Annotated in this window: 21 protein-coding genes and 1 pseudogene; 9 read left to right on the forward strand and 13 right to left on the reverse strand. The window is 34.9% G+C overall.

Annotated elements, in window-relative coordinates:
• Nucleotides 1-40: 40 nt before the first annotated feature.
• Nucleotides 41-505: pseudogene (locus COL05_RS06300) on the forward strand (methyltransferase domain-containing protein); the annotation flags it as partial.
• A 30-nt stretch (nucleotides 506-535) separates the two neighbouring features.
• Here COL05_RS06300 and COL05_RS06305 read toward each other — a convergent pair.
• Genes COL05_RS06305 through COL05_RS06315 form a run of 3 tightly spaced genes read right to left on the reverse strand, consistent with a single transcriptional unit; the run spans nucleotide 536 to nucleotide 3,429 of the window.
• Nucleotides 536-1,357 carry an ABC transporter ATP-binding protein gene (locus tag COL05_RS06305; RefSeq protein ID WP_098667981.1) on the reverse strand — a complete coding sequence of 274 codons (822 nt, stop codon included), beginning with the start codon at nucleotides 1,355-1,357 and terminating at the stop codon, nucleotides 536-538.
• 12 nt (nucleotides 1,358-1,369) lie between these two features.
• On the reverse strand, nucleotides 1,370-2,428 hold the full coding sequence (locus COL05_RS06310) for a FecCD family ABC transporter permease (RefSeq protein ID WP_097852700.1): 1,059 nt from the start codon (nucleotides 2,426-2,428) through the stop codon (nucleotides 1,370-1,372).
• Entirely contained in the window at nucleotides 2,425-3,429 is a 1,005-nt protein-coding gene (locus COL05_RS06315; protein ID WP_098667982.1) for a FecCD family ABC transporter permease, read from the reverse strand. Before COL05_RS06315 ends, COL05_RS06310 begins: the two co-directional genes overlap by 4 nt.
• A gap of 172 nt (nucleotides 3,430-3,601) precedes the next feature.
• On the opposite strand from COL05_RS06315, the gene COL05_RS06320 reads away from it, so the two are divergent.
• On the forward strand, nucleotides 3,602-4,567 hold the full coding sequence (locus COL05_RS06320) for an ABC transporter substrate-binding protein (protein ID WP_098667983.1): 966 nt from the start codon (nucleotides 3,602-3,604) through the stop codon (nucleotides 4,565-4,567).
• Between the two features lie 381 nt (nucleotides 4,568-4,948).
• Nucleotides 4,949-6,334, forward strand: coding sequence for a peptide MFS transporter (locus COL05_RS06325; RefSeq protein WP_098667984.1), 1,386 nt, complete (start codon nucleotides 4,949-4,951; stop codon nucleotides 6,332-6,334).
• 41 nt (nucleotides 6,335-6,375) lie between these two features.
• On the opposite strand, the gene COL05_RS06330 is transcribed toward COL05_RS06325, so the two are convergent.
• Both COL05_RS06330 and COL05_RS06335 read right to left on the reverse strand, forming a co-directional pair.
• Nucleotides 6,376-6,555: an acid-soluble spore protein H gene (locus COL05_RS06330; RefSeq protein ID WP_000382683.1), complete on the reverse strand. Its 180-nt coding sequence runs from the start codon at nucleotides 6,553-6,555 to the stop codon at nucleotides 6,376-6,378.
• Nucleotides 6,556-6,746: 191 nt separating this feature from the next.
• Nucleotides 6,747-7,034 carry an ArsR/SmtB family transcription factor gene (locus tag COL05_RS06335; protein WP_000081429.1) on the reverse strand — a complete coding sequence of 96 codons (288 nt, stop codon included), beginning with the start codon at nucleotides 7,032-7,034 and terminating at the stop codon, nucleotides 6,747-6,749.
• Nucleotides 7,035-7,826: 792 nt separating this feature from the next.
• Between COL05_RS06335 and COL05_RS06340 the strand changes: the two genes are divergently transcribed.
• Nucleotides 7,827-9,446, forward strand: coding sequence for an L-lactate permease (locus tag COL05_RS06340; RefSeq protein WP_000109131.1), 1,620 nt, complete (start codon nucleotides 7,827-7,829; stop codon nucleotides 9,444-9,446).
• A 40-nt stretch (nucleotides 9,447-9,486) separates the two neighbouring features.
• On the opposite strand, the gene aspA is transcribed toward COL05_RS06340, so the two are convergent.
• The 3 genes from aspA to gloA2 all read right to left on the reverse strand — a co-directional run bounded on the left by aspA (nucleotide 9,487) and on the right by gloA2 (nucleotide 13,005).
• A complete protein-coding gene (aspA, locus tag COL05_RS06345) occupies nucleotides 9,487-10,920 on the reverse strand; it encodes an aspartate ammonia-lyase (RefSeq protein ID WP_098667985.1) in 1,434 nt (477 codons plus the stop codon).
• A gap of 292 nt (nucleotides 10,921-11,212) precedes the next feature.
• On the reverse strand, nucleotides 11,213-12,511 hold the full coding sequence (locus tag COL05_RS06350; RefSeq protein ID WP_098667986.1) for a hemolysin family protein: 1,299 nt from the start codon (nucleotides 12,509-12,511) through the stop codon (nucleotides 11,213-11,215).
• 107 nt (nucleotides 12,512-12,618) lie between these two features.
• Nucleotides 12,619-13,005 (reverse strand): SMU1112c/YaeR family gloxylase I-like metalloprotein, encoded by a 387-nt coding sequence (gene gloA2 / locus COL05_RS06355; protein WP_098667996.1) that lies wholly within the window; start codon nucleotides 13,003-13,005, stop codon nucleotides 12,619-12,621.
• Between the two features lie 89 nt (nucleotides 13,006-13,094).
• On the opposite strand from gloA2, the gene COL05_RS06360 reads away from it, so the two are divergent.
• The 3 genes from COL05_RS06360 to COL05_RS06370 all read left to right on the forward strand — a co-directional run bounded on the left by COL05_RS06360 (nucleotide 13,095) and on the right by COL05_RS06370 (nucleotide 16,958).
• Complete coding sequence (locus tag COL05_RS06360; RefSeq protein WP_098667987.1) at nucleotides 13,095-14,273, forward strand: NupC/NupG family nucleoside CNT transporter; 1,179 nt, start codon at nucleotides 13,095-13,097, stop codon at nucleotides 14,271-14,273.
• A gap of 187 nt (nucleotides 14,274-14,460) precedes the next feature.
• The gene (locus COL05_RS06365) at nucleotides 14,461-15,477 is read left to right on the forward strand and encodes an LCP family protein (RefSeq protein WP_306475306.1); all 1,017 of its coding nucleotides are present in this window, start codon (nucleotides 14,461-14,463) and stop codon (nucleotides 15,475-15,477) included.
• Nucleotides 15,478-15,695: 218 nt separating this feature from the next.
• The gene (locus COL05_RS06370; RefSeq protein ID WP_098667989.1) at nucleotides 15,696-16,958 is read left to right on the forward strand and encodes a VanW family protein; all 1,263 of its coding nucleotides are present in this window, start codon (nucleotides 15,696-15,698) and stop codon (nucleotides 16,956-16,958) included.
• Between the two features lie 48 nt (nucleotides 16,959-17,006).
• Here the strand turns inward: COL05_RS06370 and COL05_RS06375 are convergent, their stop codons facing one another.
• Nucleotides 17,007-17,279: a hypothetical protein gene (locus COL05_RS06375; RefSeq protein WP_098667990.1), complete on the reverse strand. Its 273-nt coding sequence runs from the start codon at nucleotides 17,277-17,279 to the stop codon at nucleotides 17,007-17,009.
• Nucleotides 17,280-17,294: 15 nt separating this feature from the next.
• The gene (locus COL05_RS06380) at nucleotides 17,295-17,813 is read right to left on the reverse strand and encodes an RNase A-like domain-containing lipoprotein (RefSeq protein ID WP_142337375.1); all 519 of its coding nucleotides are present in this window, start codon (nucleotides 17,811-17,813) and stop codon (nucleotides 17,295-17,297) included.
• 396 nt (nucleotides 17,814-18,209) lie between these two features.
• Here COL05_RS06380 and COL05_RS06385 point away from each other — a divergent pair, with 396 nt between their 5' ends.
• Nucleotides 18,210-18,758 (forward strand): TVP38/TMEM64 family protein, encoded by a 549-nt coding sequence (locus COL05_RS06385; protein WP_098667992.1) that lies wholly within the window; start codon nucleotides 18,210-18,212, stop codon nucleotides 18,756-18,758.
• A gap of 62 nt (nucleotides 18,759-18,820) precedes the next feature.
• Here COL05_RS06385 and COL05_RS06390 read toward each other — a convergent pair whose 3' ends face one another.
• The 3 genes from COL05_RS06390 to COL05_RS06395 form a co-directional block, all read right to left on the reverse strand.
• Nucleotides 18,821-20,521 carry a M4 family metallopeptidase gene (locus tag COL05_RS06390; RefSeq protein WP_098667993.1) on the reverse strand — a complete coding sequence of 567 codons (1,701 nt, stop codon included), beginning with the start codon at nucleotides 20,519-20,521 and terminating at the stop codon, nucleotides 18,821-18,823.
• A 166-nt stretch (nucleotides 20,522-20,687) separates the two neighbouring features.
• Nucleotides 20,688-20,813 carry an NprX family peptide pheromone gene (locus COL05_RS30885; RefSeq protein WP_000738188.1) on the reverse strand — a complete coding sequence of 42 codons (126 nt, stop codon included), beginning with the start codon at nucleotides 20,811-20,813 and terminating at the stop codon, nucleotides 20,688-20,690.
• 2 nt (nucleotides 20,814-20,815) lie between these two features.
• Nucleotides 20,816-22,087 (reverse strand): helix-turn-helix domain-containing protein, encoded by a 1,272-nt coding sequence (locus COL05_RS06395; protein ID WP_098667994.1) that lies wholly within the window; start codon nucleotides 22,085-22,087, stop codon nucleotides 20,816-20,818.
• Between the two features lie 200 nt (nucleotides 22,088-22,287).
• On the opposite strand from COL05_RS06395, the gene COL05_RS06400 reads away from it, so the two are divergent.
• Complete coding sequence (locus tag COL05_RS06400; protein WP_098667995.1) at nucleotides 22,288-23,751, forward strand: nicotinate phosphoribosyltransferase; 1,464 nt, start codon at nucleotides 22,288-22,290, stop codon at nucleotides 23,749-23,751.
• The last annotated feature ends 11 nt before the right edge of the window (nucleotides 23,752-23,762 follow it).

The raw sequence follows: 23,762 nt of genomic DNA on the forward strand, positions 1-23,762 counted from the left end.
CTGAATTTTGAGGTGGGGGGCTTACTGCCCATTAAAGCGGGATAAAAATGGGATCGTCCATTTTTTAAACCTCAAAGACTACACATACCCTCCTGCTACTTTTGATTTAGTAACATCTAGACTCGCCTTACATTATATTGAACATCTTCCTATCATTTTTCAAAATGTGTACGAAACGTTAAAAACAAATGGAACCTTTATTTTTAGCGTTCAACACCCTGTTATTACTTCTTCATTTGAAAGCTTGCAAACGAGCGGAAAGAGAACGAGCTGGCTCGTCGATGATTATTTTAAAATGGGAAAACGCGTTGAACCTTGGATTGATCAAGAAGTTATTAAATATCATCGTACAACGGAAGAATATTTCACATTATTACAACAAGCTGGATTTACGATTACAAATATAAAAGAAGCTACACCAAATCAAACTTATTTTCAAAGTGAAGAAGAATATGAACGTCGTTTACGTATTCCCCTCTTTCTCTTATTCTCTTGCCGAAAATAAAAAAGACGATGACCCTCATCGTCTTTTTCATTATCTCATTGCCTGAGCAACCTCTTTACGTACACGTCTTCCTTTTCCGTGCGGGATACAAAGTGGTGTCCCAAATAACGGATCCGTACTGATTTGACACTCCATTCGGAATACATCACGTACTAGCTTCTCATCCACTACTTCTTCTGGCTTACCTTGTGCATATATTTGTTTATCTTGAATGGCTACAATGTTGTCTGCATAACGGCATGCTAAATTTAAATCATGTAATACCATAACAATTGTTCTTTGTTCTGTTTCATTTAATTCGAATAATAAATCTAACACTTCAATTTGGTGAGTCATATCTAAATATGTAGTAGGCTCATCCAGTAAAATAATATCTGTATCTTGTGCAAGCGTCATTGCAATCCAAGCACGTTGACGTTGCCCACCTGAAAGAGCATGCACATCACGCTCAGCAAACTCTGTCATACCTGTTGCCGCAAGGGCTTTTTGTACCATTTCCTCATCTTTTTCTGACCATTGCTTCAGCCATGTTTGATATGGATAACGTCCTTGCTTTACAAGTTGCAATACTGTAAGCCCTTCTGGTGCTTGCGGTCCTTGCGGTAAAATTGCCATTTGGCGAGCGATTTGCTTCGTTTGCATACTTTGAATGGCTTGATTATCTAACAAAATGTCACCAGTTGTTGGTTTTAATAATCTAGCTAGTGAACGTAATAAAGTTGATTTCCCGCAACCGTTAGAACCGATAAAGATTGTAATTTCACCTTTTGGAATTTCTAAATTCAACTCATCAATAATAATTGTTTCATCATAAGACAACGTCAAACGTTTCGTCTCCAATGCTTTTTGCATATTCATCTTCCTTTATGAATTCCGACTTTTATAAAGTAAATAAATAAAATAAGGTGCACCAATTGCTGATGTAAATACCCCTGCTGGAATTTCAAGTGGGGTGAAAACTGTACGCCCAATTAAATCTGCAGCAAGTACTAAAATTGCACCAACGATTGCCGCAACTGGGAGTAATGCACCGTATAAAGAACCAACTAGTCTTCGTGAAATATGAGGTGCCATTAAACCGACAAATCCAATACCTCCGGCAAAGGCAACTGCTCCACCAATTAAAGCTGTACTAAGTAATAACATGAATACGCGTGACTTCGTTAAAGGAACACCAAGTCCTACCGCAATATCATCCCCTAGCTCTTGCGCATTTAAATGTCTAGCTGCTATAAATGATATTACCGTTAAGATGAGAACCCACGGCGCAAGTACCATAACATTTTGCCATGAAGACCCGTACACAGTACCTGTAATCCACACATTCGCTTGACTCGCTTGATAAATTGGTGCTAACAACATAAACAAAGTCGTTGCCGCTTTCGTTAACGCCCAAAACCCAACACCAATTAAAACAAGACTAATTGGTGATAATCCATCATTTCTCCATGCGAATAAATATACAAAAAGCGCTACAATCGTTGCCCCAACAAAGGCTGCTAACGGCATATAATGAATGCTTACGGTTAGCGCATTATTTTTATCGCTAAATATAGCTAAAAATAAGACAACTGCAACACTTGCACCACCTGTAATCCCGATAATATCAGGAGAAGCAAGTGGATTTCGAACGAGACCTTGTAAAATACATCCTGCTACAGCAAGTGCAATTCCTACAAGGATGGCAATTAAAATACGCGGCATACGAAACTTATTTACAACCATATTTGACATCGCATCGCCATTTCCAGTAATCGCTTGCCATACATCATAAGGAGCAATTTTCATGTCTCCCATACCTGCACTTGCAAAAAATAATCCTATTAAAACAACCAATAAACTGAACAAGACGAGACAAGCTCGTTTATACATTAAAAACGAGAGCTCGCCTTTTCCTATACGAAACGGAATATACTTCTTCATTTGCTAAGCCCTCTCTTACGTGCAATATAAATAAAGAATGGAGCTCCGATAAATGCTGTCATAACTCCTACTGGTACTTCTTGTGGCATAATGACATATCTTGCTGCTATATCAGCTAAGATTAATAGTATTGCACCTAATAAACCGCTATACGGTACCCTCCACCTATGATCTACTCCAACAAGAAATCTGGCAAAATGCGGAGTAACAATACCAATAAATCCAATTGGACCTGCGACCGCAACTGAACCACCAGATAGCAAGACAATAATAAGTAGTACGAATGATTTCATTAAAATCGTTCGTTGTCCAAGCCCTTTTGCAACATCTTCCCCCATCATTAATGTATTTACTTTCCCTGCCATCATAATTGATGCAACCCAGCCTACTAATAAATACGGGAATACAGATTGTAAAATTTCTAACTTTCTTCCTTGCACCGATCCGGCAAGCCAAAATAATACCTCTTCAAGTGCTTTTTCATTTAACACAAGTAATCCTTGTGTTAATGATGAAAATAACGCACTAATTGCGACCCCTGCTAATGTTAACTTAAGAGGCGTCGTCCCTTCTTTCCCTAAAGAGCTAGAAGCGAATACAAGTACAGCTGCAACTGCTGCCCCTAAAAAAGCAATCCACGTGAAAACTGATAATGATGTCACGGAAAAAATAACAATTGCTACAACTATGAAGAACGCAGCACCTGAATTTAATCCAATAAAATCTGGAGAAGCAAGTGGATTCTTCGTTAACGTTTGCATAAGACAACCAGCAATGGCTAAACTAGCACCAACACTAGCTGCAATTAACGCCCTTGGTAGACGCACATTTTGAATAATAATATGTTCATTGGAACCATTAAAATGGAAAAAAGCATCTAACGCTAATTTCCCACTCGTATTTGTATATCCAAAAATAATACTTCCCCAAATACAAATAATGACTGCAATGATTCCAACAAATAATCCGATCCATTTTGCTTGATTTGTTTTTAATAGCATGCAGCGTTTCCCCTTCAATGTATAATGATACGTTGTAAGTGTATTTCAACTTAATTCGCATTGTCAACGGAAATGAGAATTATTTTCAACCGTATGTATTGACAATCAGAAGATAAAGGCTTAATATCATGCTTGCTATTGAAAAAAATTCTCAATATGTAGGGGGTACATAATGAATTTCATGCGAAAGAAATCGTTTACAGTATTTGTATTTTTATTAGCATTTTCATTACTTTTAAGTGCTTGTGGAAAATCAAATACGAAAGAAGAAACAAAAGAAGATACAAAAAAAGAAATGATTACGGTTGAACATGCAATGGGTAAAACAGAAGTTCCTGCGAATCCAAAACGTGTAGTTATTTTAACAAACGAAGGAACTGAGGCTTTACTTGAGCTAGGTGTGAAACCAGTTGGGGCTGTAAAATCTTGGACTGGTGATCCGTGGTATCCACATATTAAAGATAAAATGAAAGATGTAAAAGTTGTTGGTGATGAAGGGCAAGTGAACGTAGAAACAATCGCTTCTTTAAAACCAGACTTAATTATCGGTAACAAAATGCGTCACGAAAAAGTGTACGAGCAACTAAAAGCAATTGCACCTACTGTGTTCTCTGAAACGCTACGCGGTGAATGGAAAGATAACTTCAAATTTTATGCAAAAGCATTAAATAAAGAAAAAGAAGGTCAAAAGGTTTTAGCTGATTACGATAAAAGCCTGAAAGATTTAAAAGCCAAACTAGGCGATAAAGTAAATCAAGAAATCTCTATGGTTCGCTTCATGCCTGGTGATGTTCGCATTTATCATGGTGATACATTCTCTGGTGTTATTTTAAAAGAGCTTGGATTTAAGCGCCCTGGCGATCAAAATAAAGACGACTTTGCAGAGCGTAACGTATCTAAAGAACGTATTTCTGCAATGGATGGCGATGTATTATTCTACTTCACATTCGATAAAGGAAATGAGAAAAAAGGCTCTGAATTAGAAAAAGAATATATCAACGATCCGCTATTTAAAAATTTAAATGCAGTGAAAAACGGTAAAGCATACAAAGTTGATGACGTTATTTGGAATACAGCTGGTGGTGTAATGGCTGCTAACCTACTATTAGATGATATCGAAAAACGCTTTGTTAAATAATATTTTTCTAACCAGCTCCCCTTCTATGGAGCTGGTTATTTTTCAATTCACTTAAATGTCACATTATTTCGTTTTGTATTTTTATTCCCAATATGTTATATTATAAAAGTAAATAGAATATATTTTCTTTATATCAGAATAGATATTTTAATCTAAATTTTCTGATTAATCACTATTTTATTTTCTTTTAGAATTCAATTATTACATTTGAAAACGCTTATCATCTCGTTTTCAGGGCAAAATACAATAACGGTCGAATTGAAATAGAACTTTTTTAGAAATTTTCTTTCTATTTCCATATAATTCTATTGACTTCTAAATATTTTGTAAATTAAAATGATTACATAAATATCCGTTATACAGGATTAGGGGGAAACAAAAATGGATGCAGCTTTAAAATTAGACAAAGCTGGAGAGCAACAATCACCAAAAAAACATCCACCAGGATTGTACTTGTTGTTCTTAACAGAAATGTGGGAAAGATTTAGTTATTATGGAATGCGCGGCCTTTTAGTTCTTTATTTAACGACTGCTGCGGTTAGTGGCGGGTTAGGATTTGATAAGGCGTTTGCAGTGCAATTATATGGTACTTTTACAGCAGCAGTATATTTCATGCCAATTATAGGTGGATGGCTAACGGATCATTATATTACAAGACGTCATGCCATTACTCTCGGCGGAATTATTATGGCAATCGGCAACTTTGTACTATTCTCAATGAATACAAAAACAGGACTATTTCTAGGATTAATACTATTAGTTATTGGTAATGGGTTCTTCAAACCAAATATTTCTACACTGTTAGGTGAATTGTATGATGAAAATGATTCACGTCGTGACAGTGCATTTACTATCTTCTATATGGGTATTAACGTAGGTGCTTTCTTCGCTCCACTTATTTGTGGATTTTTAGCAGAAGATTTCTTTAAAACAAGCGTTGATGGCGTTATGGTTATGGGATATAAATACGGATTCTTAGCAGCTTGTATCGGTATGATTATTGGACAAATTGTTTTCAACTTATTAGCTCCTCGCTACCTTGGTACAGCAGGAACAACAGTTGTTGGTAAAAAAACAAAAAATCAACCTGCAATCGAAAAGAAACCTTTAACAAAACAAGAAAAAAATCGCACTTGGGCAATTGTAATTTTAACTTGTTTCGTAGTATTCTTCTGGGCAGGCTTTGAACAAGCTGGTAGTTCTTTAACACTTTATACAGATAAATTTGTTGATCGTACAATTTTTGGATGGGAAGTTCCAACATCTTGGTTCCAATCCGTTAATCCAGCGTTCATCGTACTCCTTGCACCATTCGTATCTATGCTATGGTTAAAACTTTCTAAATCAAAGCGTGGCGATTTAAAAATACCAACAAAAATGGCATTTGGTATGATTTTACTAGGTATAGGTTACCTGGTTTTAACATTAGCGGTTCTAAAAACTGGAAGTAGTGAAGCTGATATAACTGTTAAAGCAAACTTATTATTCATCGTTATCACTTATATGTTCCATACAATTGGAGAACTATTCTTATCACCAATCGGTCTATCAATGGTAAGTGCAATTGCACCTGTTAAATTAGCATCATTACTAATGGGTGTATGGTTAGCTGGTTCAGGTATGGCTAACTGGCTAGCTGGTAAACTTGCTTCCTTTACACAATCATTAGGATACCTTGAAGTATTTGCAAGTATTGGCATTATCGTTATCGTCTTAGGACTTGTACTCCTTCTCTGCTCTAAAAAAGTTGCGAGTATGATGGAATAATACAAAAACAGACGCTTCTAAAATCAGAAGCGTCTTTTCTATTACTTCTCCTCTAAAGCCGTCACGTTCACGTGAACGCTTTCTCCAGGATTAGATACATCATACACTTGAGCAACTCCACTCTGCTCGTCACAGCTCTCAATCCATACTGGTACACCCTCATATGTAACATCAATTCTACTTGAAGAAGATAAAATTTGTTTCACACGTTTTACATCCATTCTACTATTCCTCCTTTTACTTACTACACTCCTTTCTATCTTTTCTTTTCCCTTTAGAATCTATTCCATATAGCAACATGTAAATTGATAGCCTTTTCTTCCTTACATGCTAACATTTACTCTCATATCACCTTTCTGACAAATAAAAAAAGACGTATATCCCACACGTCTTTTTCCATAATATTCAAATTTTAAGAAAATAATGTTTTTACTACTTCACTTACTTTATCATTATGAATTTGATAATACACTTCTAACCCTCGTCGTTCAAAGCGTACTACTTTATTTTGTTTTAATTTCGTTAAATGTTGCGAAACAGTTGATTGCGGAATTTCTAACACTTCCTGTAATTGTGTTACATTACATGTTCCACGTTGCATTAGTTCCATTACTAGACGTAGACGCAACGGATGCGCTAACGCTCTTAACATTTGTACATCTTCTTCTGAAATACGACATTCGAATTGATTTTGGCTCATAAAGTTCCCCTCATTTTCGTTTTTATTTTCTTTTTATTTATTTATATATCTGTTCTTATATTTCCTGTTACGACATAACTTTATCAACTTATAAAGCCGAAAATTTTTTCCATCTTAACCAACAAAGAACTCAGGAAAAATTCCTTGCTGATTTTGAATATTATACTATATGATATAACGAAAAAGCAAAACAGCGGGCTACAAATACATTGCTTGTAAACGTTGTTTTATCAGGCTTTTTGTTATATTTTCACCTCATTGCAATGTGCAGTAATGATATCGTAAAATACCATCTATAATTGATAACCTTTCGTAAAGTAGTTGGCGTATATTTAACCTCTTTGTTACACTAAAAGGAATTTTCAGTAAAAAAGGATGCCGTAACATTAAAAATTAACTCATTGCTTTTTAATTCGTATTTAATAGCTTGAACTGTGACGGAATACTTCCTATTAGATGTATTCACTGTCCCCTTTCTAACTTGATCAAATAGGACAAGCTATACCATTTCATATAATGATGGTCTCTCATATAAAACTTTAGGATCAATAATGTATAAACAACTAAAAGAATATGCAAATAATTTCTCTAGCCCGCTCAAATCTATTTGAACAGGCTTTTTGTCTACTTTATGAACAAAGCATTTCTTTTAACACTATTATGGAATAATTATACTTTTTTACGTTGACAATAGTGTTGAAGGAGAATATACTAAGCATGTAAGTTGATTGTGAATAGTTTCACAAATAATGTGAATTTCTTCACATAAAATAGATAGGAGTTGTCATTATTATGAGTACTTGGACACAAATTTATGACCCATTAAACAATATTTGGTTATCTGCTCTAATCGCAGCACTTCCAATTTTTTGCTTCATTATTTGTTTAGTGGGATTCAAAATGAAAGGTTACATGGCTGGTCTTTACAGTGTAATTGTTGCTATTATTCTTGCTATATTTGTTTATAAAATGCCTACAACTGCAGCAGTAGCATCTGCCGGATTTGGTGTTTTATCTGGATTTTATCCAATTTGTACTATCGTTATCGCAGCTATCTTCCTTTACAAATTAACTGTTAAAACAGAACAATTCAATGTCATTCGTGATAGCATTTCAAGTATTACAAATGACCAACGTTTACAAGTATTATTAATCGCTTATTCTTTCGGCGCTTTCTTAGAAGGCGCAGCTGGTTTCGGTGTTCCGGTTGCTATTACAGCTGCATTACTTGTAGGTATGGGCTTTAATCCATTAAAAGCAGCGGGTATTTGCTTAGTAGCTAATATCGCTGGTGGCGCTATGGGGGCTATGGGTATTCCAGTTACAGTACCTGCACAATTAACTGGAATAGATGCATTAACTGTCGGTCGTCAAGCAGTTTACATTTTGCCATTCATTAGCATTGTTTTACCGTTCTTACTTGTTTCAATGGTAGATGGATTTAAAGGCATTAAAGAAACTTGGCAAGGTATTCTTGTAAGTGGTGTTTCTTTCGCAATTACTCAGTTCGTTGTAACTTACTTCTTAGGCGCTGAACTTACTAATATTTTCGCAGCAGTCGTAAGTATGGTCGCTCTTGCATTATTCTTACGTGTTTGGCAACCAAAATCTTCTGCTAAAGAAGAAAAGCAAGAAGAAAAAGAATCTCATACATTCAATCAAATTTTATATGCTTGGTCTCCATTCGTATTCTTAACTGCATTTGTAACAATCTTTAATTTAAAACCAATTAAAGCTTTATTTGCTCCGGATGGTCCATTAGCAAACTTAGTATTTAACATTCAATTCCCTGGTCTTCATAATCAAGTTATAAAAACTGCACCAATCACAAAAGCTGATACACCTTTTGCAGCGATTTTCAAACTAGATGTATTCTCTTCTACAACTACTGCGATTGTATTAGCAATTATTGTTTCACTTATCGTCTACCGTGTAAACGGCAAAATGATTAAAGAATTAATGATTGAAACAATAAAAGAATTAAAGGTTCCAGTATATACAATTTGTAGCGTTATCGCTTTAGCTTACGTAGAGAACTACTCTGGTATGTCATCTACACTTGGACTTGCATTCTCTTCTACTGGTAATGCATTCCCTATTCTTTCTCCAATCTTAGGATGGATTGGCGTATTCATTACAGGTTCAGTAGTATCAAGTGGTTCACTATTCGCACCACTTCAAGCAGTAACTGCCGATCAATTAAACATCGTCCCATCTACTCTCGTTTCATTAAACGTAGTTGGTGGCACAATAGCAAAAATGGTTTCACCACAATCCGTAGCAGTTGCTTGTGCGGCAGTTGGACTAGTTGGTAAAGAATCTGCTCTATTTAAAACAGTGATGAAATATAGTTTAATCTTCTTAGCTATTATTAGCTTACTTCAATTAAATGCTGTATTTAATATCTTTTAAAAATAAAACACCGATCCAAATGGATCGGTGTTTTTTCACATTACATCTTCTTATTCTTTAATAAAGAAGCACCAGCAATTTCAGGATGCGTCATTTCGAATGGATCTAAAATAATATCCAATTCTTCTTCTGTCAGTACACCATGTTCTAAACATAACTCCCTAACAGATTTTCCTGTTTCAATTGCTTCACGTGCAATACGCGATGCTGCTTCATAACCAATATGAGGGTTAACTGCCGTAATAATTCCAACACTTTTCTCAACATATTGCTTCAGCAATTCTTCATTTGCTGTAATTCCTTTAATACAATATTCACGGAATACACGGAATCCGTTATTCATAATACTAATAGATTGAATTAAATTAAACACGAGCACAGGCTCCATTACGTTTAACTCTAATTGTCCTGCTTCTGATGCTAAGCAAATTGTATGATCATTACCAATTACTTGGAAAGCAACTTGATTAATTACTTCTGCCATAACAGGATTTACTTTCCCTGGCATAATAGATGAACCTGGTTGACGGGCTGGCAATTGAATTTCCGCCAATCCAACACGTGGACCAGATGCCATAATACGAAGATCATTCGCAATTTTAGACATGTTCATCATACATACTTTTAATGCCGCAGATACTTCTGTATATGCATCTGTGTTTTGCGTTGCATCAACTAAATGCTCTGCACCAATAAGTGGGAATCCACTAAATGTGCGTAAATGTTTAACCACTTGTTCAATGTACGTAGGGTTTGCATTTAATCCTGTACCAACAGCTGTCGCCCCCATGTTTACTTCATATAAATGTTGACGAGACTGTTTAATTCTTTTTATATCACGCTCAAGCACTCGGCTATACGCTTCAAATTCTTGTCCAAGACGAATCGGAACAGCATCTTGTAAATGTGTACGTCCCATTTTAATAACGTGATCGAACTCTTTTGCTTTTGCACGGAACGCAGCATGAAGTTCTTCCATTGTCATAAGAAGTTCTTCTAACATCATAAGAGTTGCAATATGAATTCCCGTTGGAAACGCATCATTCGTTGATTGAGCCATATTCACATGCGTGTTTGGGCTAATCTTTGCATACTCGCCTTTTTCATATCCCATACGTTCTAACGCTCGATTAGCGATTACTTCATTTGTATTCATATTAATAGAAGTTCCAGCACCGCCTTGAATTGGATCTACGATAAATTGATCATGGAATTTTCCATCAACAATTTCTTGCGCTGCCTCTGCAATTTCATGTCCAATGTCTTTCGCTAAGTAACCAGTATCCATATTTGCAAGTGCCGCCGCTTTTTTCACAATTGCCATTGCCGTAATGAGTGACGGATGAATGCGATATCCTGTAATCGGAAAGTTTTCTACAGCACGTAATGTTTGTACACCATAATAAGCTACATTTGGTACTTCCTTTTCACCTAAAAAGTCTTTTTCTATACGTATATCCTTCGTTGCTATCATTGTCATCACCTATACTTTTCATTCTAAATCCTTATCCAAAAAATTCGCCCTCTAAAAATACGAGTATCATGCAGAAGAATTTTTCAGTATCCACCTTCACTATATAGCACCTGTTTTGAAAGCGCAAACATTTATTTTTCTATATATACTTTTTATAAAGTGAAACTTTAATCAGCCCTCACCAATCGGACTTTAATGGGCAGCCCGACCCCTACCTAAATTCTTTGCTTTCACTGAATTTTGAAGTGGGGGTCTTACTGCCCATTAAAGTGGGATAAATATTTACAGAAAATCACTCTTCTACTTTCTTTACTTCCACCCGTTTAATTTGATGCATATCCTTTTCAAGAACTTTAAAAGAAAAGCCGGATTTTTCAATAATATCTCCTTCAGCAACGATTTGCTTTTGTACCATAATCCAGCCACCAATTGTATCTACATCATCAGCGATTAAGTGTATGCCAAATAAATCATTTATTTCACTAATAAGTACTTTTCCATCTACAATCTTACAGCCTTCACTTATATGCTCTATAGGCGGGTGTTCATCTTCATCGTATTCATCTCGGATTTCTCCAACAATTTCTTCTAAAATATCTTCTAGTGTAACGATCCCTGCGGTTCCGCCATATTCATCATATAATACAGCTAATGGAATTCGTTTTCTTTGCATTTGTAATAGCAAATCATGAATAGGGATATTTTCTAACACTTCAATAACTGGCCTTGTATATGGCGTAATCGAGCACTCCTCGTCTCGATTACCATCCATATAACGAATAAATAAATCCTTTACATTAACCATCCCAATAATTTCATCTTTATCTTCACCAAATACGGGATATCTCGTATATTTTTCTTGTGCAATTATTTTAATATGTGTTTCAAATGGTTCGTCCTCATATAATCCTACAACTTCCGTACGAGGTACCATGATTTCCTTTGCAACTCTATTATCAAATTCAAAAATATTATTTACATATTTAAATTCCCTTTGATTAATCTCTCCGCTCTCATAACTCTCAGATAAAATTAATCGTAATTCTTCCTCCGAATGAGCAACTTCATGTTCAGAAGCCGGATGTAATCCAAATACCCCTGCCACAAGCCTTGCGGAACCATTTAAAGCCCAAATAAACGGATACATTACTCGGTAAAAGTAAATAATTGGCTTCGATAATAGTAAGCTAACTTGCTCCGCTTTTTGTATAGCAAGCGTCTTCGGAGCAAGTTCACCAATGACAACATGTAAAAATGTAATCACTGCAAAGGCAATAATAAAAGAAACGGTACTTGCAATTGCAGGTGAAAATTGTAGTTTTAAAAACAACGGCTCGAGTAAATGTTTTATAGTCGGTTCGCCCAACCACCCAAGTCCTAAAGCAGTAATTGTAATACCTAACTGACATGCTGATAAATACTCATCTAAATTTGAAGTTACTTTTTTGGCTGCCAATGCTCCTCGTCGCTTTTCACTAACGAGTTGATCAATACGACTGCTACGTACCTTAATAATTGCAAACTCAACAGCTACAAAAAAACCTGTTAATGCAATAAGGATAGCGACCATCAATAATTTTATAATATCCACATATGCCCTTTAGCTTTCTTAGCTAAAGTTACACCTCCTTTAAAAAAGAAGTTTCACTTTAGTTTCTTCATTTACAGAAAAGCAACCCTATATAAAATTCACCAATTTCAAACCTCATACAATTCTAAAGGCAAGCCATCAGGGTCTTGGAAAAAGACGAATTTTCTCCCGGTTATTTCATCCATACGTATCACCTCAGTTTCAACACCATATTGATTTAAATGTTTCACAGCCTCTTCTATATTTGGAACAGCAAATGCTAAATGTCTAAGTCCAGCCGCTTCTGGAAAACTTGGGCGCTCAGGAGGACTTGGAAATGAAAATAATTCAATTTGATACTCTTCCCCTACACATAAATCTAACTTATAAGAATCTCGTTCCTTTCTATATACTTCATTTATCGCTTTAAAACCTAATATCCGGGTATAAAAATCCTTTGATAGTTCATAATTTGAACTAATAATTGCAACGTGGTGCACTCCACATATATTCATGTTCTGTATTCCTTTCTTTACCAAAGATGCATATTCTCCCTTGAAATGAAAAACATATATAGCAGAATATCTCTTTTAGGGGGTTTACTATGAAATTCATTACTTTTTTCGTGGGACTTATCGTTGTTTTCTTCCTTGCTTATATTGCTAGCAACAATAAGAAACACATTAAATTTAAACCAATTTTCATCATGCTTATTATACAGTTAATTTTAACCTATTTATTATTAAATACAGAAATCGGCCTCATACTTATTCGGGTCATTTCCAGTCTGTTTACAAAGCTACTCGAGTATGCCGCTGATGGTATAAACTTCGTATTTGGGGGGCTTGCCAATAAAGGTGAAATGCCATTCTTCCTTACTGTACTATTACCAATCGTCTTCATTTCCGTCTTAATTGGTATATTACAACATTTTAAAATACTCCCCTTCTTTATTCGTTGGATTGGTTACTTCCTTAGCAAAATAAATGGTCTTGGGAAATTAGAGTCTTACAACGCTATCGCATCTGCCATTGTCGGCCAATCAGAAGTTTTTATTACGGTAAAAAAACAATTAGCTCAAATTCCAAAACACCGTCTTTATACACTTTGCGCTTCTGCGATGTCAACCGTATCTATGTCTATCGTAGGTGCCTATATGACAATGATCGAACCTAAATATGTAGTAACTGCACTCGTTCTCAATTTATTTAGTGGCTTTATTATCGCACTCATCATTAACCCTTACGACGTGAAAGATGAAGAAGATATTTTAGAAATTAAAGGCGAAAAACAAAGCTTTTTTGAAATGCTTGGAGAATACATTCTAGATGGCTTTCGCGTAGCCATCGTTGTCGGCGCTATGCTCATCGGATTTGTCGCATTAATGAGCTGCATTAATGACCTATTCCTCATTATATTCGGCATTACTTTCCAGCAATTAATCGGCTACGTATTTGCGCCCATTGCATTCCTTATTGGTGTACCAAGTTCTGAAATTGTCACAGCTGGTAGCATTATGGCAACGAAGCTTGTAACGAATGAATTTGTAGCCATGATGGACCTTAGTAAAATTTCGAACAGCCTTTCTCCTCGTACAGTTGGTATCATTTCTGTTTTCCTCGTTTCTTTTGCCAACTTTTCTTCTATCGGCATTATTTCAGGTGCGGTAAAAGGATTAAACGAAGAACAAGGAAACGTCGTTGCCAGATTTGGCCTTAAATTACTATATGGAGCTACTCTCGTTAGCATTTTATCTGCAATTATCGTAAGCATTATGTTGTAATTAGGTAAAATTTTATCATTTTCTTCTCCCTATCTTTTGTATACAATAACGAATAGATGTCTTTATAAATAATCAAGACATCTATTTTTTATACATGTACAATCGCTTTTATTTAGCGTACAATATTTTTTATGTGTTTGAATGCGCTTCTAGATGTATATACTTTGATAGTTTTAAAGGAGAAAAAATGATGAAATCCGATATGAACAAAGATACTCGAGCCAAAAAAGGACGCTCAAAGAAAAAACGCCTACTTTGGTTCCTGCTTATTCCATTACTGGTTGTAGCACTTGGAGCAGGGGGCTATTCCTTCCATATATACAGTAAAGCAAAGTCTGTGTTAAGTAATGCCTATTCCGAACTGAGCCGCGGAGATAAATCCAGCAAACGTGAAAAGGCCGTTAAACCTATGACTGATAACATTTCTGTACTCATTATGGGTGTTGATGAAAGTGAAATTAGGGACAAAAATTATGGGAAAGCAACTCGTACAGATGCGCTATTACTTGCCACAATTAATAAAAACGATAAATCTGTTAAGCTTGTTAGTATTCCACGTGACTCACGTGTCTACATTAAATCACGTGAGAAATACGATAAAATTACACATGCACACGTATTCGGTGGTGTGGACAGCACGATTGATACGGTAGAGAACTTTTTAGATGTTCCAGTTGATTACTATGTAAAATTCAATTTTAAATCATTTATTAAAATTGTTGATTCCCTTGGTGGTATTACTGTCGATGTTCCAGTTGAGTTTACAGAACAAAATAGTAAAGACGAAGCAGATGCTATTCACCTGAAAAAAGGTCGTCAACATTTAAATGGCGAAGAGGCATTGGCGCTAGCTAGAACTCGTCATATCGATAGTGATTATATGCGCGGTCAACGACAACAGCTTGTTTTAGAAGCTATCGCTCAAAAAGCACTATCTCTTAATTCCATTAATAAGATCGGTGGTCTATTAGACGCTGTTGATAACGACTTAAAAACAAATTTAACTTTTGATGATATGATGACAATTGCAAAAAATTCAATGGATTCCAATTTAAAAATGGACAAAATGCAAGTAGAAGGTACTGATAAATATATAGGTGGTATTTATTATTACGTTCCAAACGAAAAAAGCGTCAATAATATATCGACAACACTACAAGAACATCTCGGTGTTACGAATAAAAATGAACATAAAAAATTATAATAAAAAGGCTNNAGCCTTTTTATTATAATTTTCAACATATTTTTGTACACATTGTGACAAAAAGAGACAATTATTACAACAGTGTAACATTTTTTATAAAAACATTACACACATAGTGAAAATAATAGTATACTAGTACGTACATAATGTTATTTTCATCATTTTTATACAAAAAATGTAATACATATATTTATACAAAAATTTCTGGGGGGAAATAAATGAAGCTAAGTAAAATACTGATCGGTTCTGTAATTGCTGGAGGCATATTACTTTGTGTAGGCGGTGTTGGCGGATATCAATATGTATCTAAACTAAATAATCAATTAGATACTACTGCATTACCGAATACTACATTTGAAGGTATTTCTCTCGATGGAAAAAATAAAAAAGATATTCAAGCTATTATTAATCAAAAAATAACTGAATTAGATCAAAAATCTCTTACCTACATATTCCAAAATGATAAAAAAACTTACACATGGAAAGATTTAGGGATACATTATAAAGAAAAAGATATTATCGACAAAATCTTTAAAGAACAAGAAGGCAACGCAATAACTCGTTATAAAATCCGGAAGCAAGCTGAAAATGGAGAATTAAAACGTGACTACAAATTAACACCTCAATTAAATACAACTGCTTATGAAAGCTTTATGAAGGATAAATATAATGAAACATTAAAAAATCCTGTTAATGCTGAATTAAGTATTGAAGGCACTACAGTAAATATTAGCCAAAGTCAAAATGGAGAAAAAATCGATAAAAAAAAGTTAACTGATTTAACGAAACAGGCCATTACTTCTGGCACGCCTGACGTTACATTACCAGTTACACTATTAAAACCTGAACGTTCTACAGAGGATATACAGAAAATGGGGATTAAAGAAGTTATTGCTGAGTACTCAACTCCGATGGCTGGTCGTAATGGGAATCAATCCTTTAACGTAAATAGGTCAGCTAACACTTTAAGTGGAGTTATTGTCGCACCTGATGAAACATTTAGTTTTAATGGCCGCGTTGGCGTAACTGATGCTGCACATGGTTACAAATCTGCAGCCGTATATTCACAAGGTAAAGTTATACAAAGTGCAGGCGGAGGCGTTTGCCAAGTTAGTAGCACTTTATATAGCGCAGCTTTAAGAGCAGATTTAGGAATTGTTTCTCGAAGCAATCATTCTATGCCCGTAAATTATTTACCACTTGGGCAAGATGCAGCAGTAGCAGATTACGGTCCAGATTTAAAATTTAAAAACAATACAGGCAATCATATTTATATTCAAGCATTTTCAAATGGAGGTAGCATTACTACACGTATTTTCGGTACAAATACTGGTAAAAATATTGAAGTTTCTTCTCAAGTAATTAGTAGGACTAATGATAGAATAACAGCCGTTACGTATAAAAAAGTTACACAAAACGGTGAAGTAATATCTAATGGGCAAATTTCAAAAAGCGTATATAAAAGCGCTCCAAAACAATAAGACGCTATCAAACGAACAAATTTAAAAAACAAAAAAGGCGTGATCTATTCACGCCTTTTTCTTTTGCAATAATAATAAAAAGGTTGCAAGATGGTCTTTTGTTTCTTCTAACGACCACATACGATTTCCTTGCTTTGCAGCTAATACGCACGCCTCTTCCCAACCATCCTTTTTCTTCATATATAATAGTTCATCACGTAATTTCAAAATAATTTCTTCATCTTCTTGCTCTATAAATTCTTCCATCACGCCTACTATTTCATCCTCGTGGATACTTAGCGTACAATACGATTTAAAAAAATATTGTAATGTCGTATACATATTTACTCCCCCTTCTTATTTATCAGATGGATAAGAAGTAATGATCTTATATCCTAAATCTCCTGACTTATCTCTCGCTAAAACAGTAACAGTTTTGAGTAACTTATCTTTTACATTCATATTTTTCTTTATTACCGTTTTTCCAACCGGGAATGAATGTGTCGTATTTAATACGAGACGAGCCTCTTTAGAATTTTTTAACCAATCTTGAATTTCCTTATCATGCTGCTTCAAACTATCTTTTACAGCTTTCGTTGCCGTTTCCTTATCATAGTATGTACTTGCTGCTGATACTTTATCTGTCTTCAAGCGATTCTTCAAATCTTCTTCTGATTTGCCTACATGTCTTTCAATCGTATGACCATTTTTAGGTGGCCCTTCCATTTCATCTAAAATATTATCACTAATTTTTTCTACTGATGTCGATTGATTCCCTGTTTGTTTCTCTGTTTTTTGTTCTTTTCCTGCACATCCACTTAAGATCAGCATGAGTGCCAATAAACTACCCAAGAAAAGACTACTTATTCGTTTCATCATATCACCTCTTCCATGATTATTATCGTAACTCCACTAAAAGTCAATTTCACACCGAAAAAACATACACATTTTTTAAATTCTTCACCTATTTTGCCATATTATCACCTGATTTTCATAAAATCGCTATTTTCCCTCTCTCTAGAAATATACCCCTATATTTTCATAATTATTTCCCAAGTTAATCCAACCCCGAAAGCACCGAATAAACCCTTTATTTAAAGGTTTTTTGGTGCTTTGTTAAAAATTAAAATATACCCCCTATTTTATATACATAATACCCCTATATAGTATATAAAGGGTGTTTTATCGACGTTTTCTACATTATGTAAATTTGCACTTGCCTATACAATGGAAATATGGTGTAATGCAAAAAAAGATAAAGGATTTTAAACAATGGCTGAAACAATTCAAAACTTCTTAACAGACTATTATTCAATCGCAATTCCACTTAGTATCTTAATTAACATCGTTATTAGTCTTTTAGGTGTTATCCCTAGTATTTTTTTAACCGCTATTAACATACAGCTCTTTGGCGTAGTAAACGGAACGATTATTTCGATCGCCGGTGAGGCATTAGGGGCTATTATCTCGTTTTATATTTATCGTATAGGCCTTCAAAAGTTCACTCACGATAAAGTAAATAAGTACCCAAAGGTAGAACGCTTACTTTATGTAGAAGGTAGAGAGGCCTTTCTACTCGTTCTATCGTTTCGATTCATACCTTTCATCCCATCAAGTATCGTGACTTTATTTGCCGCTCTAGGCAAAATGTCATTACTCTCCTTCAGTATTGCCAGTACAATAGGTAAAATACCGGCTTTGTTAATCGAGGTATATTCTGCATACCATGTCATGAATGGAACGAATGAAGCGAAGTGGATTGTCACAATCGCGGGGGGTGTTGGATTGTTTTATTTGTGGAAAAAATGGAGAAAAAAATAAAGAAGGAGCATAGGCTCCTTCTTTATTTTTGAAGTATTTTATTGATAATTCCCCTTAAAACCTTAGTTTATACCAACTGCACTAAATGATTGCTTAACTGCTGCTACTTCCGCAGAATTCGCACCATATAAGTCAGCTGCAGCTTGTACTGCACCAGCACGAGCTTGGCTAAATGTAGTAGATTGCGTGTAATATTGTGTGTTTGCACGGTAGTAAATTGCACCTAGCTTATCTTTACCAATACCAGTTACAGTTACACCGTAATGTGTACCGCCATTTGCTAATAAGTAAGCTTGTTTATTAATAATACCACTGTTTGTATGAACCCCACCGTTATCACTTGAACCCGTGTAACGCTTAGAATAATGATCTGGATCACCATACTTCGTAGGGTCACTCATAGAACGAAGTGCATCTCCTGCTTTACCAGGTGTGTAAATATCTTCACCAATCTCCCAATCTGGGTTACGGTTATCATAGAATTCTACTAAAGTACCAAAGATATCAGAAATCGCTTCATTTAAAGCTCCAGATTCATTTTGATAAATTAAATTAGAACTATTTTCCGTCACTGCATGCGTTAATTCGTGACCAATAACATCAATACCACCAGATAATGAAGTGAACGTTACACCATCACCATCTCCGTATACCATTTGTGATCCGTTCCAGAATGCATTATTATAATTACTTCCGTAATGAACTGTTGATTTTAATGGCGCTCCTGCATCATTAATAGAATTTCTATTAAATGTAGCTTTATAGTAATCATATGTTTTACCTGCATAGTAATGAGCATCTACTGCCGCTGCATCATACGCTGCATTGAACACATTATCTGCATCTGCCCATAATGTTCCTGGTAATGTTGAGCGATTTTTCGCATCATACGTGAAAATTGTTGCTCCGCGCGTATTATCTTGTAAGTAGTAAGATGAGCCAGATAACGTTGTATTAAGCGATTTCGTATCTCCTAATACCCCTTTACCAGTTCCTACTTTATTTGTTCCTGTTACAGGCTTTACAACTGCTTTTGCATCCTGCTTAGGAGCCTCTTGTTTAACTGGAGACTTATCATCATTCGTCACATGATCGATTGTATTAAACTTATTTAACACTTTACCGCTTTCCGCCTCAATGAAATAGTAGTAATTTCCTGGACTTGGATCTAAGAAGTTTAAATTTACAACGTATGCATATGTTGTTTCTTCACCGTTTTGATATACATATAAGTCCGCTTTTGGTTCTACCTCATATTTAGGTGTAACCCCTAAATCTTTTTGCGCAATTTCAATAGCTTTTGCGCCTTCAATCTTATTTTTATTTTTCAACTTGTCCTTTTTGTCTAAATCAGGCGCAACTGTTCCAGACAGTACTTTTAAAGAACCATCTTTACTTACGTGAGCTACTTGCGTAGACCCCCATACAGGTACTCCTTCATATACTTGTTGCAAACGTAATACTGTTGAATCAGTTACAGCATCTTTCTTCACTTGTTTCACTTTGAAAGAATCTTGCGCACTCTTTTCCCCTAACTTATAATCACCTTTTGCTGCATTTAAGTAATCAAACACAACAGATTCTGCTTTCTTACCAGTTGCCTCAGTTAAATCACCAGAAATAAACTCCGGTGACTGCACCGTCTCATTGTACTTCTTCGTAGAGAGAACATTTTTAGAATCCGCAAATGCAGAGCCTGTCCCTCCAAACGTTGTAACTGCCATTCCTGTTGCTAACACTAATGCTAAACTTTTCTTTTTCATGAACCTTCCCCCTAATAAATTATTTTTTGAAAAAGAGTAGTTTCATATTAGCATTATGTTTCCACTATTAATATACTAAAAATTCAAATAATTATTTTCTCAAGTATTGTAGAATTTTGGGGAACAAATATTGAAAAACCCCTTTCCGATTGGAAAGGGGTTCTTATTAAGAATTTATTACTTCTATTACTTCTTTAGCTTGACCATACATATCTCCAGTCCAAGCATATTGAGGTTCTAACACTACTAATATAGCCACTAATGCTAATGCACCAAAAATCATTTTTTTCATATTCATCTTCCTCCCTTTTCTTCTAATAAATTAATAGTTAGTCTATAATATCGATTACTTTCTTGGAATTCTAATACTTCCTCATGATATTTTGCTAACTCTAAATATACCTTTTTTAAATCTTTTTTATTTTCCTCTTGCTTAAAAAATGTTAAAGCTTCTGTCTCTAAAAACTTTTTATACACCCCCTTCTCTTCAAAATATTTATATTGAAGTATTAAAAGTGTATATAACATACTTTTATACTTCTCATCTCTTTTCGCAACTTCTATTCCTTTATTAATCCACTCTTTTACTTCTTCAAATTCCTTCAATTCAATGCATTGCAATGCAATCTCATATACAGCATCAATGTAATCTAAATCTTCTTCCTTCTTGTATTGTAAACATTGTAAATAATACTCTTTCGCTTTTGCATAATCCTTTAAATGGTAATGTAAATATCCCATGTTATTTAGAGCAATTGCTGTTATGTTATCTTTATCCGCAAAAGAATTAGCTTCTCTTAAAATATTTCTATAAATTGCTAAAGCTTCGTTATATTGTCTTTTCTGTATATAACTTAACCCTATCAATAACTGGCAATTAATCACATGACGAAATTTATATTCATTCTTAAAGCCTTCCATAGCTAAATGAGCAAAATGTAAAGCCATATGTTCTATTTCTAATTCATTATAAACCAGAGCTAAATTATAATAGATTCCAGTTTCATAATAGCCTTGTTCTTTCGCCATCACTTCAGTTTGAACTAAATAATCTAAGGCCGTTTTATATTTATGCTGTAAAAAATAATATAGACCTTTACTATACGTATATAATAATTTCTGAAATGGCGAATACTTTTTGTACATCTTTTTTAAGCTCTCTAATTCTTCTTCAACAGCAGGAAAATCTCGTTTCATAATTAAATAACGCGTATAAAGCAGTTTATAATAATTTATAATTTCAAAATCCAAAACATGCTTCATTTCACCTTGTAATTCTTCATATATGCGCTCTACTTGTGGCTTGTCCAAATGAACTAATGCATTTAACCAATCATCCAGCTTTCCCTTCACATCTTCTTCTACATCTCTCAAATCCGTCACGGCAATTTCTAACCTTGTGCAGAGCAATTGTAGAATTTCTTCTGATGCTTCGATCTTTCCATTTTCGATTTTACTTAAGTATGAGACAGAACAAATGCCCTGACATAATTCTTCTTGTGTCATTTTTTGCTGTAGCCGCTTGTAAAAGACTTGTTTGCCCATTTTTTCTAATGTTTGTTGCATTGTCCTCCTCCATTCTCATTTACCCCCATTACTCTAATAATACATAAAATCTAGAGAAATATAAATTGATAAATGTTAATTTTCTAAAAAATATGCATTATTTCATTTTTTTCTCTCTTGACTTCATACTAATATCTCTTCTTTGCTACGAATGGTGAAAAATTGGTATACTATAACCAAATTATGGAGGTGTTTTCGCGATGACTTATTATAAAGACGATAGCTATGCCTTACATACAGATTTATATCAAATTAATATGGCTTATACATATTGGAAAGATGGTATCCACAATCGCCGCTCGGTGTTTGATTTATACTTTCGAAAACTTCCATTTGAGAACGGTTATGCTGTTTTTGCTGGTCTTGAAAAGATTGTAGAGTACATAGAAAACTTCAGCTTTACCGAAAGCGATATCGCTTATTTAGCAGAATTACAATTTGAAGAAGAATTCCTTCACTATTTACAAAATATGAAATTCACTGGGACGATTCGAAGTATGCAAGAAGGTGAGGTTGTATTTAATAACGAGCCTTTATTACGTGTTGATGCACCGCTTGGCGAAGCACAAATTATTGAAACTGCCCTGTTAAACATTGTGAATTACCAAACATTAATTGCAACGAAAGCTGCTCGTATGAAGCACGCTGCAAATAACGATGAACTTTTAGAATTCGGCACAAGACGTGCCCACGAGTTTGATGCTGCTCTTTGGGGCACACGCGCTGCCTTTATTGGTGGCTTCTCATCTACGAGTAACGTACGGGCTGGGAAACGCTTCGGAATACCTGTAGCCGGCACACACGCTCACTCTTTCGTTCAAGCATATCGTGATGAATATGTCGCGTTTAAGAAATATGCTGAGACACATAAAAAATGCGTCTTTCTCGTTGATACATATGACACTTTAAAATCTGGTGTTCCAAATGCAATTCGCGTCGCGAAAGAGTTTGGGGATCGTATCGATTTTTATGGCATTCGCCTTGATAGTGGTGATATGGCTTATTTATCTAAAAAAGCAAGAAAGCTACTAGATGAAGCTGGGTTTACACATACAAAAATTATTGCTTCTAGCGATTTAGATGAATACACAATTATGCACTTGAAATCTCAAGGAGCAAAAATTGACGTATGGGGCGTTGGAACAAAATTGATTACGTCCTTTGAGCAACCAGCGTTAGGGGCTGTTTATAAACTAGTTGCGATTGAAGATACTGATGGAAAGTTAAATGATACAATTAAAATTTCATCTAACCCGGAAAAAATTACTACTCCAGGACTGAAGCGAATTTATCGTATTATCAACCGGGTTAATGATCATGCAGAAGGCGATTATATCGCATTAGATTCTGAAGAACCAGGAAAAGAAGAACGATTAAAAATGTTCCATCCTGTTCACACGTATATAAGTAAATTTGTAACAAACTTTGAAGCTCGCGAACTGCATAAAGACATTTTCGTTAACGGTGAAAGAACATATGAACTACCTGACATATTGGATATTCAAAAATACAATGAACAGAGTCTCGCGCTATTTTGGGAAGAGTATATGCGAACTTTAAATCCTGAAGAGTACCCTGTCGATTTAAGTCAAGAATGCTGGGATCATAAAATGAATTACATTCAAACTGTTCGAGAACAAGTTGAAAAAAATATACAAAAATAAAGTGAAACTTT

The organism is Bacillus sp. AFS059628, assembly GCF_002571225.1.
GTDB lineage: Bacteria > Bacillota > Bacilli > Bacillales > Bacillaceae_G > Bacillus_A.